The 14,234-nt window shown below is 50.9% G+C and carries 15 protein-coding genes; 10 read left to right on the plus strand and 5 right to left on the minus strand.

Going from position 1 to position 14,234, the window contains the following annotated elements; all coding sequences use genetic code 11:
* The first annotated feature begins 6 nt into the window (after window positions 1-6).
* Together J1836_RS07790 and J1836_RS07795 are read left to right on the plus strand one after the other, a co-directional pair.
* On the plus strand, window positions 7-834 hold the full coding sequence (locus J1836_RS07790) for a DUF3298 and DUF4163 domain-containing protein (protein ID WP_207250500.1): 828 nt from the start codon (window positions 7-9) through the stop codon (window positions 832-834).
* Window positions 831-1,487 carry a precorrin-8X methylmutase gene (locus J1836_RS07795; protein WP_207250501.1) on the plus strand — a complete coding sequence of 219 codons (657 nt, stop codon included), beginning with the start codon at window positions 831-833 and terminating at the stop codon, window positions 1,485-1,487. Before J1836_RS07790 ends, J1836_RS07795 begins: the two co-directional genes overlap by 4 nt.
* A gap of 9 nt (window positions 1,488-1,496) precedes the next feature.
* Here J1836_RS07795 and uvrD read toward each other — a convergent pair whose 3' ends face one another.
* Entirely contained in the window at window positions 1,497-3,722 is a 2,226-nt protein-coding gene (uvrD, locus tag J1836_RS07800) for a DNA helicase II (RefSeq protein ID WP_207250502.1), read from the minus strand.
* A gap of 64 nt (window positions 3,723-3,786) precedes the next feature.
* Between uvrD and J1836_RS07805 the strand changes: the two genes are divergently transcribed.
* Both J1836_RS07805 and J1836_RS07810 read left to right on the plus strand, forming a co-directional pair.
* Window positions 3,787-4,245 carry a YaiI/YqxD family protein gene (locus J1836_RS07805; RefSeq protein ID WP_207250503.1) on the plus strand — a complete coding sequence of 153 codons (459 nt, stop codon included), beginning with the start codon at window positions 3,787-3,789 and terminating at the stop codon, window positions 4,243-4,245.
* Window positions 4,246-4,310: 65 nt separating this feature from the next.
* On the plus strand, window positions 4,311-4,886 hold the full coding sequence (locus J1836_RS07810) for a DUF6174 domain-containing protein (RefSeq protein WP_207250504.1): 576 nt from the start codon (window positions 4,311-4,313) through the stop codon (window positions 4,884-4,886).
* A gap of 72 nt (window positions 4,887-4,958) precedes the next feature.
* Here J1836_RS07810 and J1836_RS07815 read toward each other — a convergent pair whose 3' ends face one another.
* Entirely contained in the window at window positions 4,959-6,236 is a 1,278-nt protein-coding gene (locus J1836_RS07815; RefSeq protein ID WP_207250505.1) for an ATP-binding protein, read from the minus strand.
* 192 nt (window positions 6,237-6,428) lie between these two features.
* Here J1836_RS07815 and J1836_RS07820 point away from each other — a divergent pair, with 192 nt between their 5' ends.
* From J1836_RS07820 to ppk2, 6 genes are all read left to right on the plus strand, one after another.
* Entirely contained in the window at window positions 6,429-7,181 is a 753-nt protein-coding gene (locus tag J1836_RS07820) for a helix-turn-helix domain-containing protein (protein ID WP_207250506.1), read from the plus strand.
* Between the two features lie 124 nt (window positions 7,182-7,305).
* Complete coding sequence (locus tag J1836_RS07825) at window positions 7,306-8,256, plus strand: hypothetical protein (protein WP_207250507.1); 951 nt, start codon at window positions 7,306-7,308, stop codon at window positions 8,254-8,256.
* Complete coding sequence (locus J1836_RS07830; protein ID WP_242632770.1) at window positions 8,253-9,104, plus strand: class I SAM-dependent methyltransferase; 852 nt, start codon at window positions 8,253-8,255, stop codon at window positions 9,102-9,104. Before J1836_RS07825 ends, J1836_RS07830 begins: the two co-directional genes overlap by 4 nt.
* Window positions 9,105-9,248: 144 nt before the next feature.
* Complete coding sequence (locus J1836_RS07835; RefSeq protein ID WP_207250508.1) at window positions 9,249-9,521, plus strand: YiaA/YiaB family inner membrane protein; 273 nt, start codon at window positions 9,249-9,251, stop codon at window positions 9,519-9,521.
* 14 nt (window positions 9,522-9,535) lie between these two features.
* Window positions 9,536-10,210, plus strand: a complete 675-nt coding sequence (locus J1836_RS07840) for a PspA/IM30 family protein (RefSeq protein WP_207250509.1) — start codon at window positions 9,536-9,538, stop codon at window positions 10,208-10,210.
* A 352-nt stretch (window positions 10,211-10,562) separates the two neighbouring features.
* On the plus strand, window positions 10,563-11,375 hold the full coding sequence (gene ppk2, locus J1836_RS07845) for a polyphosphate kinase 2 (protein WP_242632833.1): 813 nt from the start codon (window positions 10,563-10,565) through the stop codon (window positions 11,373-11,375).
* Between the two features lie 4 nt (window positions 11,376-11,379).
* Here the strand turns inward: ppk2 and J1836_RS07850 are convergent, their stop codons facing one another.
* The 3 genes from J1836_RS07850 to J1836_RS07860 all read right to left on the minus strand — a co-directional run bounded on the left by J1836_RS07850 (window position 11,380) and on the right by J1836_RS07860 (window position 14,201).
* Complete coding sequence (locus J1836_RS07850) at window positions 11,380-12,171, minus strand: lytic transglycosylase (protein ID WP_207250511.1); 792 nt, start codon at window positions 12,169-12,171, stop codon at window positions 11,380-11,382.
* Between the two features lie 68 nt (window positions 12,172-12,239).
* Window positions 12,240-12,473, minus strand: a complete 234-nt coding sequence (locus J1836_RS07855; protein ID WP_207250512.1) for an ATP adenylyltransferase family protein — start codon at window positions 12,471-12,473, stop codon at window positions 12,240-12,242.
* A gap of 156 nt (window positions 12,474-12,629) precedes the next feature.
* The gene (locus J1836_RS07860; RefSeq protein WP_207250513.1) at window positions 12,630-14,201 is read right to left on the minus strand and encodes a DUF1501 domain-containing protein; all 1,572 of its coding nucleotides are present in this window, start codon (window positions 14,199-14,201) and stop codon (window positions 12,630-12,632) included.
* Window positions 14,202-14,234 lie beyond the last annotated feature (33 nt).

Raw genomic sequence — 14,234 nt, forward strand, 5'->3', positions numbered from 1 at the left:
ACTTTAATGTTAGCAAAAACAACACTCTTAGTAGCAAGTTTGCTGGCGGTGACCGGCTGTAAGTTGGAACTTCCCAGCATCGGCGGTAGCAATATCAGTGGCCCGTTAAGCGTGGAAACGGTGGAATTCCAACAGGCGGGGGGGCCGCAATGCCCTGACGCACCCGCAACCACGCCGGACAATGTGCGCTGTGCCAGTTTGCACTTGACCTACCCGAAAGTATTAGCCGCAGGCAATTCGCAAGCAGCGGCGGCGATTAACCAATTCATTCAAGCGCAATTGCTAGAATACAGCGATAACGAAGGACAACCGCCGACTACACCGGAAGCGTTTGCAGCTTTGTTTGTGGCTGATTACAACAGCGTGCCGGATGCGACAGGCTTGTGGGAAATGGAGCGCAAGGTCGAGGTAAAATTTGCCTCCGACCATTTGGCGACGTTAAGTTTTAGCGAGTCGGGGTATACTGGCGGGGCGCATCCGTTTAGTGGGCAACGCTATTTCGTGCTGGATTTGGATAGCGGCAAGCAATTGACCTTGGCTGATTTGCTGGCATCCGGTTACGAGACCCCGTTGAATACGGTCGGCGAAGCGGCGTTCCGTGCGGAACGCGGTTTGTCTGCGAGCGCGAGTTTGGAAGAAGCGGGCTTTTGGTTTGCTAATAATCTCTTCAAAGTAAATACCAATTTTGGCGTGCTGGGGAAGGGGTTAACGTTCAATTTTAACCCTTACGAAGTCGCGCCTTACGCGATGGGGGCAACCGAATTTACTGTACCATACGGTGAAATTGCTGCTCTTATTCCTGACACTAGCCCCTTGGCAGCCGTAGCACGATGATTAATTTTTTGCGTGACCCCGAACGGATTCGTCAGCTAAGTGACGCGAGACTGCGGGAACAGGTGGCGTTGGATCTGTTTCCGCTCGAACAGCAGCCCGTGGTTATCGAAATGGTGCAAGCGTGTGGCGACCCGACTTTGGTGCAGCACCTGCGCTTCAGTCAACACGCACTGAGCGTGGCGCGTAAAGCGATTAAGCAGCGTCACAATTTGTTGTTTGATGTGGAACTGGTGAAACATGCCCTCGATACGACGTTGCTCTACCAAGAACCTTTAGGTTTTTTGGGGCGAGCCTCGGTCATTTCCCACGCGAAAAGCAATAAACAAACCCGTGCGTTAACGGCGGTGGATTGCTGGAAACCGCATCTGGCGGGCAGCATTGTGCTGATTGGGCAATCGGGAACGGCGTTATTTCGTTTGTTGGAAATCCTCCAGGACGGTGCGCCGCGCCCTAGTCTGGTGATTGCGGCAGCGCGAGGCTTTGTGAACGCGGAAGCCGCCAAGCAGATGTTGTGGCAGCAGCATGAAGCGTTGGGCGTGGAATGCATTGTGGTCAGCGGCACGCGTGGCGGCAGTGTGTTAGCTGCTGCTGCCTTAAACGCCTTGCTGAAAATGCAGCAAGATGCTTCTGCTAATTTACCGACTGCTGATTAACGCTAGCGCTTACATTTTTTCCAGATTGGCGTAGCCCAGCACCAGCCACTTGATCCCCACCGCTTTAAAATTCACTTGTACGCGTGAATGTGCTCCAGCCCCTTCGGAATCGGTGATCACGCCATCGCCGAATTTGGCGTGGCGTACCCGTTGCCCGACGCGATAGCCGGTTTCATTGAAATTGGTGGTGCGTGTCATCGGTTTAGGCGCAGCCGCAGGCGAGCGGAACGCGTTGCTGCCCCCAAAACCTGTCGAGTACGTTTTGACTTTGGGGCGCACTTCTTCTACCAAGTCGGGCGGTAATTCGCGCAAGAACCGTGAGGGCGGGTTGAATTGGGTGCGTCCGTGCAACATGCGCTGTTCGGCGTAAGTCATGACCAGCTCTTTTTCGGCACGGGTGATGCCGACGTAACAGAGACGACGTTCTTCTTCCAACCGTGCGGGATCATCTGCCGACATTTGATGTGGGAACAAGCCTTCTTCCAAGCCGCACAAAAACACCAGCGGGAATTCCAGCCCTTTGGCGGAGTGCAGCGTCATCATTTGCACGCAATCGTCCCCCGCTTCGCCTTGACCCTCGCCCGCCTCCAACGCCGCGTGTGAGAGGAAGGCAGAGAGTTCGCTTATATCTGGGGTTTCTTCGGATTGCACATGGGTGTAACTATGTGCGGCAGTGACTAATTCCTCAAGGTTTTCAACCCGTTCTTTCCCCTTTTCTTTTTCTTTGGCGATGAAATGCGGTTTGAGTCCGGCAAGGTCGATGACGATTTCGACTTGTTCGCGCAATGGCAGGCTATGAATGTCGCTTGCCATGCGTTTGATCAGTTGCACGAAACCGAGTACGCCATTGCTGGCTCGCGGAGTGAAATCGCCGATGTCAGCGGCTTGCGCGGCGGCTTCCCACAGGGACAGGTTGGTAGCGCGGGCGTGGCTGCGCAAGATGTCGACGGTGCGTTCACCAATGCCGCGTGGCGGGTGGTTGACGATGCGTTCAAACGATGCGTCGTCTTGGTGGTTCACGGTGAGGCGTAAGTACGCCAGCGCGTCCTTGATTTCGGCGCGTTCAAAAAAACGTAAGCCGCCGTAGACGCGGTAGGGAATGCGGTTTTCATTGAAGGTGCTTTCAAATACCCGCGATTGCGCGTTGGAACGGTACAAAATCGCAATGTCACGGCGCACATTGCCTTGCTCGACCCATTTTTGGATGCGTCCTGCCACAAACCGCGCTTCGTCGATTTCGTTGAAAGCAGCGTAGAGGTGCAGGCGTTCGCCGTCCTTGCCATCTGTCCATAGATTTTTGCCCAAGCGCCCTTTGTTGTTATCAATCAAGGCATTCGCAGCTTTGAGGATGTTGGCGGTGGAACGGTAGTTTTGTTCGAGGCGAATGGTTTCGCATGGCGGGAAATGTTTGGTGAAATTGCGGATGTTTTCGATCTTCGCCCCGCGCCAGCCGTAAATCGACTGGTCATCATCGCCCACCGCAAACACCGGATTCTGCGATTCGACTCCGCTCACCGACCCTGCCAGCAAGCGCAGCCACGCGTATTGCAGCGCGTTGGTATCTTGGAATTCATCCACCAAAATGTGGCGGAAACGGCTGCGGTAATGCTGTTGCAGGTCGGGATTGTCGCGCAGCAATTCTAGCGAGCGCAGCAGCAGTTCGGCGAAATCGACCACGCCGTTGCGTTGGCAGGTTTGTTCGTACACGGTGTAAATTTGCACCATCTGACGCTGGTTGTAATCGCCTTTGTCTTCGATGTGCTGTGGGCGTGACCCTTCGTCTTTACGCGCATTGATGAAGCTGGCGACTTGGCGTGGCGGGAAGCGGGTTTCGTCGAGTTCCAACGATTTGAGGATGCGTTTGACCATGCGCAGTTGGTCTTCGGAATCGAGGATCTGGAAGGTTTGCGGCAATTTGGCTTGCTGCCAGTGCAGGCGCAGTAAGCGGTGCGAAATGCCGTGGAACGTGCCCACCCACATGCCGCCGCTGGGCAGTTGCAGCAAGTCTTGGATGCGTCCGCGCATTTCCGCTGCGGCTTTATTGGTGAAGGTAACGGCGAGGATGCTGAATGGCGAGACGTTTTCGACTTCAATCAGCCATGCAATGCGGTGTACCAACACGCGGGTTTTACCGCTGCCTGCTCCGGCAAGGACGAGCACAGAAACGGGCGGCGCAGATACGGCATTGCGTTGCGGCTCGTTGAGGGGGGCGAGAATGGGGGATTGTGTATTCATGAGGGGATTGTAATACAGAACGGTTTGGTTACAGTACAACGGTTCGTGTATTCAGGGAATTACTATGCAAATCTGGGTTGATGCCGATGCTTGTCCGAATGTGGTCAAGGACATTTTGTACCGTGCGGCGGAGCGGCTGCAAATCCGTACCACGTTGGTGGCGAATCAGCCGTTGCGGATTCCGCCGTCGTTGTACATTAAAACCATTCAAGTGCAGGCTGGGTTTGATGTGGCGGATAACCGCATTGTGCAAGATTTGGAGGCGGGCGATTTGGTGATTACCGCCGATATTCCGTTGGCGGCGGAGGTGATTGAGAAGAAGGGACATGCGCTTAATCCTCGTGGGCAGTTTTACACACCGGAAAATATCCGCGAACGGCTGCGAATTCGCAATGCGATGGAGGAGATGCGCAGCAGCGGTATGGTGACAGGGGGGCCGCCTGCGCTGAATCTGGCGGATCGGCAGGCGTTTGCGAATCAATTGGATCGTTTTTTGACACGTTATGGGCGTAAGCCGACGTAAGGAACTTTTTCTCGGTGTGATGGGTCTTTCGCTGTATGAATACCAGCACAACAACGGGGATTGATATGAAACACCTTTTACTGGCGACTACCCTCAGCATGGGCTTGCTGAGTGGTTGCATGGCAACTGTACCTGCACTCAACGGGCAAAGCGGGCAGGGCGCAGTCGTGCAACATCCGGCGGCTTCTGCCGAGAGCTATTTTATCGCGAATCGCGATTTACTCGCGGCTGAAACCAAGTGGCGGCAAAACAAGCCCACGCATTACAGCTATATGTTGCAGCGTTCGTGCTTCTGCACGCCGGAATACCGTAAGCCGATTGCTATCGAGGTGTCGGGGAGCACGGTGATGAAATCGACGGTAGACGGTTTTGTGCTGCCGTTGGAACGTCGGGCGGATGCGTTGAGCGTGGAGGGTTTGTTTGATGTCGTCCGCAAAGCCATCGACAGCAAAGCGGCGCGGATTGATGTGCAATATGATGCGGTCAATGGGCATCCGCTTTCCATCAGCATCGACCAGAACGCGCAGATTGCGGATGAAGAGCAATATCTTACCGCGTCTGAATTCGTGAGCATGACCAAAGCTACGCCGAAGCCGAAAAAGAAAGTGAAAAAGACCGTGAAGAAAGCGGCGAAGAAATAAGTGGGGGAGGGGGGCGGAAGGTTTTTCGCCCCCTTTATGTCTGACCCCACGGTCTTTTCCCCAAGGGGGGTGTTATTGAAGCAGCAAGTATTGCCAAGCAGGCACGATAGTAATGCGTTTGCCATCTACCCTTAGCACGTCTTCACGTTCTTGCGTAACGAGCGTTGCTTCCTCCAAGCCGGTATAACGCATCCCTTCTAGCAAGCCATTGATTTCACGTTCCAATGTCGCAGGTGTGCGAATATCCACACTCACATTGACCAGTTGGGAAGGCTTGCCCGGTACGTAAAAATCCACTTCCTGCGTTTGTTTGTAGTAATACACTTCACGGCTTTGGCGGCGTAAATGCAGGAACACCAGATTCTCATACAATTTGCTGTAATCCGGTGACAGGGAAGTGTGCAACAACGTTTTAAAACCGTTATCCACCGCGTAAATCTTGCGGGGTTGATGCTGCTCTTCACGGACTGAGTTGCGGAAAATCGGCACATTGAACAAGGTATAGGCATCTTCCAAATAGCCCAAATATTGGTACAGCGTTTCTTTGCTGACTTTATGCCCCAGCCCTTTGTATTCATTAAACAGCTTGTTAACGCTAATCAGTGTGCCAATATTGCTCATCGCGTAGCGAATCAGATGACGCAATAACGTGGTGTTTTTGATGTCATAACGTTCGATCAAATCGCGGTAGATGATTAAATCCAGATAATCACGCCATGTACGTTGCTGAATATCGGGCGTTTCCCCAAAGGTTTCCGCAAACCCACCCTGATGCAAATAGTTGTTGAAAGCGTGTTGGATGTAGCTGCGGCTATGGGATGAATGCAGGTTTATCTCGATCTGGTGGTAAGCCAAATATTCACGGAAGGAAAACGGGAAGACTTCATACGTCAGGGTTCGCCCGCGCAAACTGGTAGCAATTTCTTGGCTCAACAGGCGTGACGATGAACCCGTCACAAATAACTGCACATTCAAAGTGTCGTGGATGCGCCGCACATAGCGTTCCCATTCAGGAATGTTCTGGATTTCATCAAGGAACAGATAGACTTTTTCGGTGCGCTTGTCGGGGTAGAGCGCGTAATAACCTTCCATCAGACTGTCTAAATCTTGCAAGGTTAAGGGATGCAGGCGGTCATCTTCAAAATTCAAGTAGATGATATTACGCGGGTTAACGCTGGAGCGTAGTTGATTAATCAACCCATACAGCAAGTAGGTTTTACCGCAGCGGCGCACCCCGATCAGGGAAATGATCTTGCGGCTATCCACGGGGATCACCTGCTCACGCGCTATCACCTGTTTGGGTGGTGCATCTTGAAAATCGGTAATGAGTCGCTGAAAGAGCGCTTGCATGGCATTTCTTTCCTTATGAAAAAGAACAGTATTTATAAATTATAGACGCTTTCAAAAGAACAAACTTAAGATTTTAACCAGCTTGCAGCAATGTGGGAATGATGTGTTTGGTGCAAATATCGCGTTCGGCGAGGGCGTGTGTTCTGTTATAATCCGGTCGGTTATCGCTAATAATCACAACAGAAGCATCCCATGCCGCAAACCACCGAACTCATTACCACGCTCAAAAAACTCCTCAAGCGCCACAATAAAACCTACGTGGATGTTGCCGTGTGCCTGCAACTCTCCGAAGCCAGTGTGAAACGCCTGTTTGCCGACCAAAATCTTTCACTGCAACGCTTGGATGAGATTTGCGCGTTACTGGGCATGGAAATTTCCGATCTCGTCCACGAAATGCGTTCCGAGCACGCCAAACCGATCAGTGAATTGACCCACGCGCAGGAAAAGGAAATCGCCGACGATTTACACCTGTTGCTCGTCACGGTGCTGGTGCTGAACCGTTGGTCGTGGCAAGACATTACCAACCGCTACCAATTTAGCGAAGCACAAGTGATCCGCTACCTCGCGCACCTCGACCGCTTGCACATTATCGAATTGCAAGCAGGCAATCGCATCAAGCTGTTGGTTGCGCCGAATTTCAAATGGCGTGACGATGGCCCGATCATGAAGCTGTTCCTCGCCAAAATCGAAACCGAATTTTTCCGCACGCGCTTCACCAAGGATCATGAAAAATTGGTGGTGCTTAACGGCATGTTGAGCAATGCCAGCAATGGCTTGTTTCAGCGCAAAATGGCGCAATTAGCGAAAGATTTCGACACGCTTAGCAAAGATGATGCCAATTTGCCGATTGGCGAACGCAAAGGTTCGACCGTGTTGCTGGCATTACGCGACTGGGACTACGAACGCTTATTCGGTGAGCAACGCAAACCGCTACCACGGGCGTAATGCCTATCGATCAGTCTATGAAGTCCATTAGTCATTTTTCCTTGAAATTGATTGAGATACTCTGTATTTTTAAACCAAAACGTTTTCTTGATTTTACTTTGAGTGTCCTTGGCGCAGACTATTTATGAAACCTATTGCTGTGCTTATAATATTTATTATTGGCTTGTTTACTGTCTTCCTTGGCTACGCTTTGATCAAAGGCGATAAGCCGCATACTGCCGAAGAAGTGAAAATGCAGTTGCAATTGGACGATGATAAACAACAGCATGAAGTTCAAATAAAAGAACTCGATCTGAACCGCGATTTGGCGTTGAGTCAACAGCAGCTCAATTACCAAACTTACCTTCAGCAGCAAACCTTAAACCATGATGTACAGTTGGAGCAGTTGCGTATTCAACAGCAACTCGCGACGGAACAATGGGAAGTCAGCCGCAAAGCCCAAGCCGAGCAGCAGAAGCAGCAAGCCGAAATCGCCATTAAACAGCTCGAATCCACCACGAAGTACACGCTTAACCAGCAAAAATTGACTGCCGATAGCACCCAGTTAGGGATGAAACTGACGCACGACGCTACCATGCAAAAGCAAACGGCAGAAAGCATCGAGAGCCGTATTTACCTCGTGTCGGGTGCGGGTGTAGCGCTGATTTTGGTATTATCGGGTGCGGGTGCGGGTTTATTCCTGATTTGGCGGCGTTCTAGGGTGGAAATCATGCACCTCAAGCAATACCACCAATACAATATGGAAGAGCGCCACCTGACGCATGAAGTGCGCATGAAGGTGCTGGATGTCATCACACAGTTTCCGACCGAAGAACGTGTGGAGATTATTGGGAAAATTGTGAGTGCATCTGCGACGCCGCCTGCGGATACCACGATTGTCTTGAACCCTATGCAGGCGGAAAAGTCACCACCATCGCAGCCGGTTGCGGACGAGTTTGCCGCAGCTAAAGCGAGCACGCCTAAATCGACCATACTGAGCCATCACAGCTTACCCACGTTGGCTTTGATGCCTATTCATGACAGTAAGCGGGTGATTGCGGCACAATTGCATAAACTGGCAGCCTATCGTAAATGATACAACACCGTTTCTACACCCAAGGCTGGGATGATTACGAACTGATCGACGCGGGCAACGGCAAAAAGCTGGAACGCTGGGGCAAAATCCTCACCATCCGCCCTGAGGTGCAAGCTTATTTCAAGCCGGGTCAAGCCTACAGCGCATGGCGTACCTTGGCGCATTGGGAATTCACTGAAACCGATAAGCACTCCGGCGAATGGCACGCTTTACGCGATGCTGCGCCAACAACGTGGGAAATCAGCTACCACAAGCTGCGTTTTCAGTTGGAACTGACGCGCTTTAAGCATCTGGGTTTATTCCCCGAACAGCGCAGTAACTGGGATTTTATTGCCGAACGTGTGCCTGCTGACGGGCGTTTCCTCAACTTGTTTGCGTACACGGGGGCGGCATCGTGCATGGCGCGGCAAACGGGTGCAGAAACCTTGCATGTTGATTCCATCAAACCATTGCTAACGTGGGCGCATACCAATATGGAGCGCAGCAAACTCGCGGATATTAAATGGATACGCGAAGATGCGCTGAAATTTGTGGAACGCGAACTCAAGCGTGGGCGGCATTACGACGGCATTATTATGGATCCTCCCGCGTGGGGCTTAGGTGCAAAAGGCGAGAAATGGAAACTGGATAATAAGCTCGAAGCCTTGCTGGAAGGTGTGCAGGGTTTGCTTGCCAACAACGGTTTTCTGATCCTCAACACGTATTCGCCGACGATTAGCTTGGCGGATATGACGCGTTTGGCGCACCAGTATTTCCAGCCGCAACAATGTACGCTGGGCGAATTGTGGATGCAGACCACGACAGGCAAAGAATTGTACTACGGCAATTTGCTGCGCGTAGTTAAGTAGCACGATGTAGGGTTGGTAGCGTATAACGCTACTTCAAGCCTTGCCAGATTCGACTTCACCCGTCAGCGTTGCTTATAGCGCAACCTTCTTCTAATCTTCCTCTCAGAGCATAACAACGGTTAATCGCCAACAGAGGAACACCCCATGAACGACAATATCACTCTCCCCAACTCCAGTAGCTGGTTATTCTTCGTCAAACTCACCTTCGGTATTGCGCTGATGGGCATGGCGGCTTTCATCTTCTTTCTTGAAGGCAATTTGCTGACCAAAGGCTACCTTGCCTTAAATTCGCTGTTTCTGGTCAGTTCTACCATTATGTTATCGAAAACCTTGCGGGACGAGCACGAAGCGCAACGCTTGCTGAACCGAATTAGCGAAGCTAAAACCAACAAAATCTTGAAAGAATACGCTGAGTAAGGGAGGGCCATCGCATGTTTTACTTAATCGAAAAACTCGCCACCGCCGTGCGTGGTGGCACACGCGAAGTACTGGAAACTGCCGTGGATGCCAATGCCATCCGCATTTTAGGGCAGGAAATGTACGAATGCGAAAGCAGTTTGCGTGAAGCCAAGCAACACCTTGCGCAAGTGATGGCGGATAAATTACGCCTGCAACGCCAACTTGAGGTGCAGAAAACCCAATTGGCAGCAAAGGAGAACCTGATTTGTCGCTACCTCGAACAGGGTGATGAGGCCGCTGCGTTGGCGCAGGCTGACGATTTCAGCCAACACGAAGCACGTTTGGCACAGCAACAGCGTCAACACGATCAGTTACACGCTTACGAGCAACGCCTGCTGCAAACCCTGAAAAGCACGGCAAATAAGCTGGAACATTACCGTGCTGAATTACGTATGGCACAAGCCACGCAACACGCCCAGCAAGCCGTTGGTAAATTGTCGCGTCATAGCAATGTTCACAGCGATAAATTTGCGCGGATGCAGGATTCGTTGGAGCGCATCCAGCAGCGGCATAACGCTTTTGACGATCAGATGCAGGCGCAGCAAGACATAGCGGCTTACCTCAACGGCGACCTGCCACCCGCTCAACAGGTGCGTGAGCAAGCCGCCAAAGTATTGGAACGCTTGCGGAACGCACCGCGTCCCTGACATTTGTCAGCACTTGTTTGCACTGCCTTTGCTAGCATGAGAGAGTTAATTTTTTGTGAAAAAGTATGTGGAGTGCAGTATGGATAAAGAACAAGTAGAGCAAGCCCCAGCGCAGGATGATGCAGCAGTGACGGCACAAGGTGTGGAAACATCAGCGGTATTACAAGCGAGTAACGCGGCGCAAGCGGCGCAAGTCAGTGCGGCAGAAGACATTCTCGACAATATGACACCGCCGCCGACCGATAGCGAAGCGGCTTTCAAGGCGCTGGAGTCGATTCTGGAAGGCGCGTCGCCGGATGATGCCGCTGCTTTGAAAGCGGCATTGTTACGTTGGCAGAAGTACGAAGCCAAGATGCCAGTTAGTCCCGATGACGAATTGGTGGATGATTGGCGCAGCGCGGTTTACCCGTACAAAAATCGCTTGTCGCGCAAGTCGTATGAAAAACAGAAATACCACCTGCAAGTCGAATTACTCAAGCTGCAAGCGTGGGTACGCGAAACGGGGCAACGCGTGGTGATTTTGTTTGAAGGGCGCGATGCGGCGGGCAAGGGCGGCGCGATCAAACGTTTCATGGAACACCTCAATCCGCGTGGTGCGCGTGTCGTCGCGCTGGAGAAACCGACCGAAATGGAACGTGGGCAATGGTATTTTCAGCGTTACATTCAACATTTGCCGTCAGCGGGTGAAATCGTGCTGATGGATCGCTCGTGGTACAACCGTGCAGGCGTTGAGCGCGTCATGGGTTTCTGTAACGAAGCGGAATACCTTGCGTTTATGCGCCAAGCACCCGAATTGGAACGCCATCTGGCGAATAGCGGTATTCACCTGATCAAGTTCTGGTTCTCGGTGAGCCGCAAAGAACAGCGTCGCCGTTTCAAAGAACGCGAAATTCACCCGCTCAAGCAGTGGAAACTTAGCCCGATTGACTTGGCATCCCTCGAAAAATGGGATGAGTATGGCAAGGCGAAAGAGGCGATGTTCTTCCACACCGATACCTCAGAATGCCCGTGGATTATCGTGAAATCGGACTGCAAAAAACGGGCGCGTCTCAATGCGATGCGTTACGTGCTGAACAAGATGGATTACAAAGGCAAAGACCTGCGTAATATCAGCCAAGCCGACCCACTGATTGTGGGTCGTGCCAGCTTTAGCAATAACAGCTAAACGCTTAGTTGAGTCGCAACACCTGTCCCGCTTGAATCGTATAGGGTGCGGACAGGTTGTTGATCTTAATAATTTTATTGACATGTACGCCGGTATTGCGCATCGCGGCATACACAGTATCGCCTGCTTTGGCAGTGTACGTGCTTGTCGGCAAATCTGCCCACGGCAAAGCGGTCGTGCTGGCACTGAGTGTGGTGGCTTTCCATGAGGCTTTGCGGAAGACGGGTTGCTTGGCAACTGTCGTGGTTGTGACGTTAGCAACAAGGGGTGTTGCGAAGGCTGTTTCGCCTTTGCCGGAAAACTTGCCGTAGGCTTGCATCACTTTGCTGACGTAGTATTTGTTAGGAATGCGTCCAGTGGGTTTGATACGCCCTTCGCCTGCATTATAGGCAGCCACGGTACGTTGCACATTGCCGCTGTAACGTTGCAATAAGTAGCTGAGGTAGCGTGCGCCGCCGTTGATATTTTGTTGGGCGCTGTAGCCGTTGCGGATATTGAAACGCCGTGCGGTGGCGGGCATCAGTTGCATCAAGCCTTTTTCACCGAGCGAGCCACGCGCCTTGCTGCGGAAACAACTTTCCACCGTAATCACGGCTTTGATCAGGCTAGTGCTAACGCCGTGTTGGCTGGCGGCGGATTGAATGGTGGGTTGGAACGCGCTGGCACGTTCCTGCAAATTGTCGCTGCTGAGGGTTTGGCAACCAGCGGCGTGCACGGGGTTGAAGGCTACGTTGATTAACGTAATGAGTGCTGCCGTCAGCGTAACGCTAACAGCAGATAAGACACCCTTGTTCATATTAGGTTCACTTTGTTGTGGTCGAAGCGAACCTTTTAAGCAAAAATGTTGTGCTGGTCAATCAAAATTTAAGCTAAAGCGCGGTAGCGTTCCATCAGGGTATTGGTCACTTGTGTGACTAGCGGTTGCGCATCGGGGTCAATTAATTCGTGAATAAAATCCAATTCATCCAGCACGCGGTCAATCTTGTCGCGGGTGTCATAGCTGGCTAACGCTTCCGAAATTTTCTGCAAATGCTTGTGCGGATTGTCGGCAATGCCAGCAATGCCTTTCATGCTGTCTTGAATAATGCCGTCTTGCATGGTGTGTGCTCCTTGGGGGTTATGTCATTCGGTTCAGCAACTGAGTTGCCGCTTCCTGTGCGCCAGTGGGGAATACTAGCGGTTTTCCCCAAGGTATTTCCAGTAATGTCAGAATTTTAAAGGCGGATGCGTTCACGCAATACCTTTGCGGTAGCGTTATGCAAAGAGTCCATTGAAATAAGCACTATCAGCAACACCCTTTTGGGTTTCAAAATGAGACAAATTAGGAAAAATACTAGCAAGCATGGATTCGTTAGCACCAAACCAGCGACATAGTGTCGCATTAAGCTGATCTTGCGCAAGACCGGGGATCATTCTGCCTTGCTTATCGTGATCATCAGTTCCCGCCAGCGTTACGTCAGGTAAACGCCCGATCATTTGCCCGCCTTGAAAATTACCCACAGCACCCTGCCCATCGCCGCCCATGACAATGTGGTGCGCACCCCAAGCATGATCAGTGCCATCACCGTTGTTACTCATCGTGCGCCCGAAATCAGACATGGTAAACGTCGTTACTTTATTGGCGTGACCTAGCTCCTCAAGTGCCTTCTGAAACTTCCATAGACCTACGCTTAGTTCACGCAATAACAATGGGTGTTTAGATGCCTGCGTTGCATGGGTATCAAATCCACCCAAGCTGACCAGAAAAATTTGACGATTAAAAGCGTTATTATTAAATTTTCCCGTCGCTGCCAAATGAATCATTTTTGCGACAGCTTCCAATTGTGAAATCAGTCCACCTTGAATAGATCCTTTAAACCCCAAATAGTTCGGAGACAATTGACTAAATAAGGGTTCACCATAAGAACCTGTTGATTGATATGTTATGTTATTGGTTGTCCATGTGCTATAAAGTTGATCAAACGTATTAAATGATTTTTGTGACATACTGGCGTAAACACGTTGAAACTCATCCTCTGCATTAAAGGTGTTGGTTGAGTCAAAACTAACTTTTCCAGATGGTGATGTATTTTCAATACCCGACAGTGCTTTAAAAACAGCAATTCTGTCATCACTAGGAGCACCACTACCTGCGACCATTTCAGTATAACGGGGTGGTGTACTAGGGTTAAGAATCAATGGCGATGATTTATTCCCAATTAGCATCCGGTCATTCCCAGAATAAGAAATATTCAAACCTAATGGGGAGTTACTGTTAATTCCCTGCCATTGATCAGCAATCTTACCTGCCCAACCAATACCGGTTAAATTATCAGCTTGTCCGGTTTGTAAAATACGCTGCTGGTGATTATGAGCAAATAGGAAAACGGGTAATTTTGCAGTTTTAGCTAATATTTGAGCGCGATTAACCGGTTGCACCAATGTGCCAATATTAGCAATGACGGAAGCTTTATTGTCGTTAATCAGTTGAGCCAACTCTGGCATGACGGCATTGACACCAAGCTCAATACCTTTACCCGATAGCCCATAAAAACCTTTGAGGTAAGCAGTTTCCTCTGAACCGTTAACATAATAGGGGTTAGCCGAATCAATACCTAAGTTTCCATGATTTAAGTTAGTGCCGCCAGTAGCAATAGTGTTCAAGTCTAAGGGATTGTTTGTTATTGCTAAACTCCCACGAGTCGCGGCATAAGCAGCATATCCTGTTTTTGCATCACCCCCGATCGGTAATAACATATTGAAACTGTCATTACCACCTTTTAAAAAAACGCATACCAGTGCTTTGTAATCAGAAAATCCCGGTGCAGTTGCTGCGGCTTTTTGCATGAGAGCCAGTTGCCCAACGGTGCCTAACGCACT

It is taken from the genome of Thiothrix fructosivorans, from assembly GCF_017349355.1.
In the GTDB taxonomy this organism is placed as follows: domain Bacteria; phylum Pseudomonadota; class Gammaproteobacteria; order Thiotrichales; family Thiotrichaceae; genus Thiothrix; species Thiothrix fructosivorans.

Excerpts from the sequence above, each read along its gene's own strand:
- J1836_RS07810 (WP_207250504.1), top strand. The coding sequence starts at position 4,311 with ATGAAACACCTTTTACTGGCGACTACCCTCAGCATGGGCTTGCTGAGT.
- J1836_RS07820 (WP_207250506.1), top strand. The coding sequence starts at position 6,429 with ATGCCGCAAACCACCGAACTCATTACCACGCTCAAAAAACTCCTCAAG.
- J1836_RS07860 (WP_207250513.1), bottom strand. The coding sequence starts at position 14,201 with ATGCAAAAAGCCGCAGCAACTGCACCGGGATTTTCTGATTACAAAGCA.
- J1836_RS07855 (WP_207250512.1), bottom strand. The coding sequence starts at position 12,473 with ATGCAAGACGGCATTATTCAAGACAGCATGAAAGGCATTGCTGGCATT.
- J1836_RS07795 (WP_207250501.1), top strand. The coding sequence starts at position 831 with ATGATTAATTTTTTGCGTGACCCCGAACGGATTCGTCAGCTAAGTGAC.
- J1836_RS07850 (WP_207250511.1), bottom strand. The coding sequence starts at position 12,171 with ATGAACAAGGGTGTCTTATCTGCTGTTAGCGTTACGCTGACGGCAGCA.
- ppk2 (WP_242632833.1), top strand. The coding sequence starts at position 10,563 with ATGCCAGTTAGTCCCGATGACGAATTGGTGGATGATTGGCGCAGCGCG.
- J1836_RS07825 (WP_207250507.1), top strand. The coding sequence starts at position 7,306 with ATGAAACCTATTGCTGTGCTTATAATATTTATTATTGGCTTGTTTACT.
- uvrD (WP_207250502.1), bottom strand. The coding sequence starts at position 3,722 with ATGAATACACAATCCCCCATTCTCGCCCCCCTCAACGAGCCGCAACGC.
- J1836_RS07805 (WP_207250503.1), top strand. The coding sequence starts at position 3,787 with ATGCAAATCTGGGTTGATGCCGATGCTTGTCCGAATGTGGTCAAGGAC.
- J1836_RS07815 (WP_207250505.1), bottom strand. The coding sequence starts at position 6,236 with ATGCAAGCGCTCTTTCAGCGACTCATTACCGATTTTCAAGATGCACCA.
- J1836_RS07835 (WP_207250508.1), top strand. The coding sequence starts at position 9,249 with ATGAACGACAATATCACTCTCCCCAACTCCAGTAGCTGGTTATTCTTC.
- J1836_RS07840 (WP_207250509.1), top strand. The coding sequence starts at position 9,536 with ATGTTTTACTTAATCGAAAAACTCGCCACCGCCGTGCGTGGTGGCACA.
- J1836_RS07830 (WP_242632770.1), top strand. The coding sequence starts at position 8,253 with ATGATACAACACCGTTTCTACACCCAAGGCTGGGATGATTACGAACTG.
- J1836_RS07790 (WP_207250500.1), top strand. The coding sequence starts at position 7 with ATGTTAGCAAAAACAACACTCTTAGTAGCAAGTTTGCTGGCGGTGACC.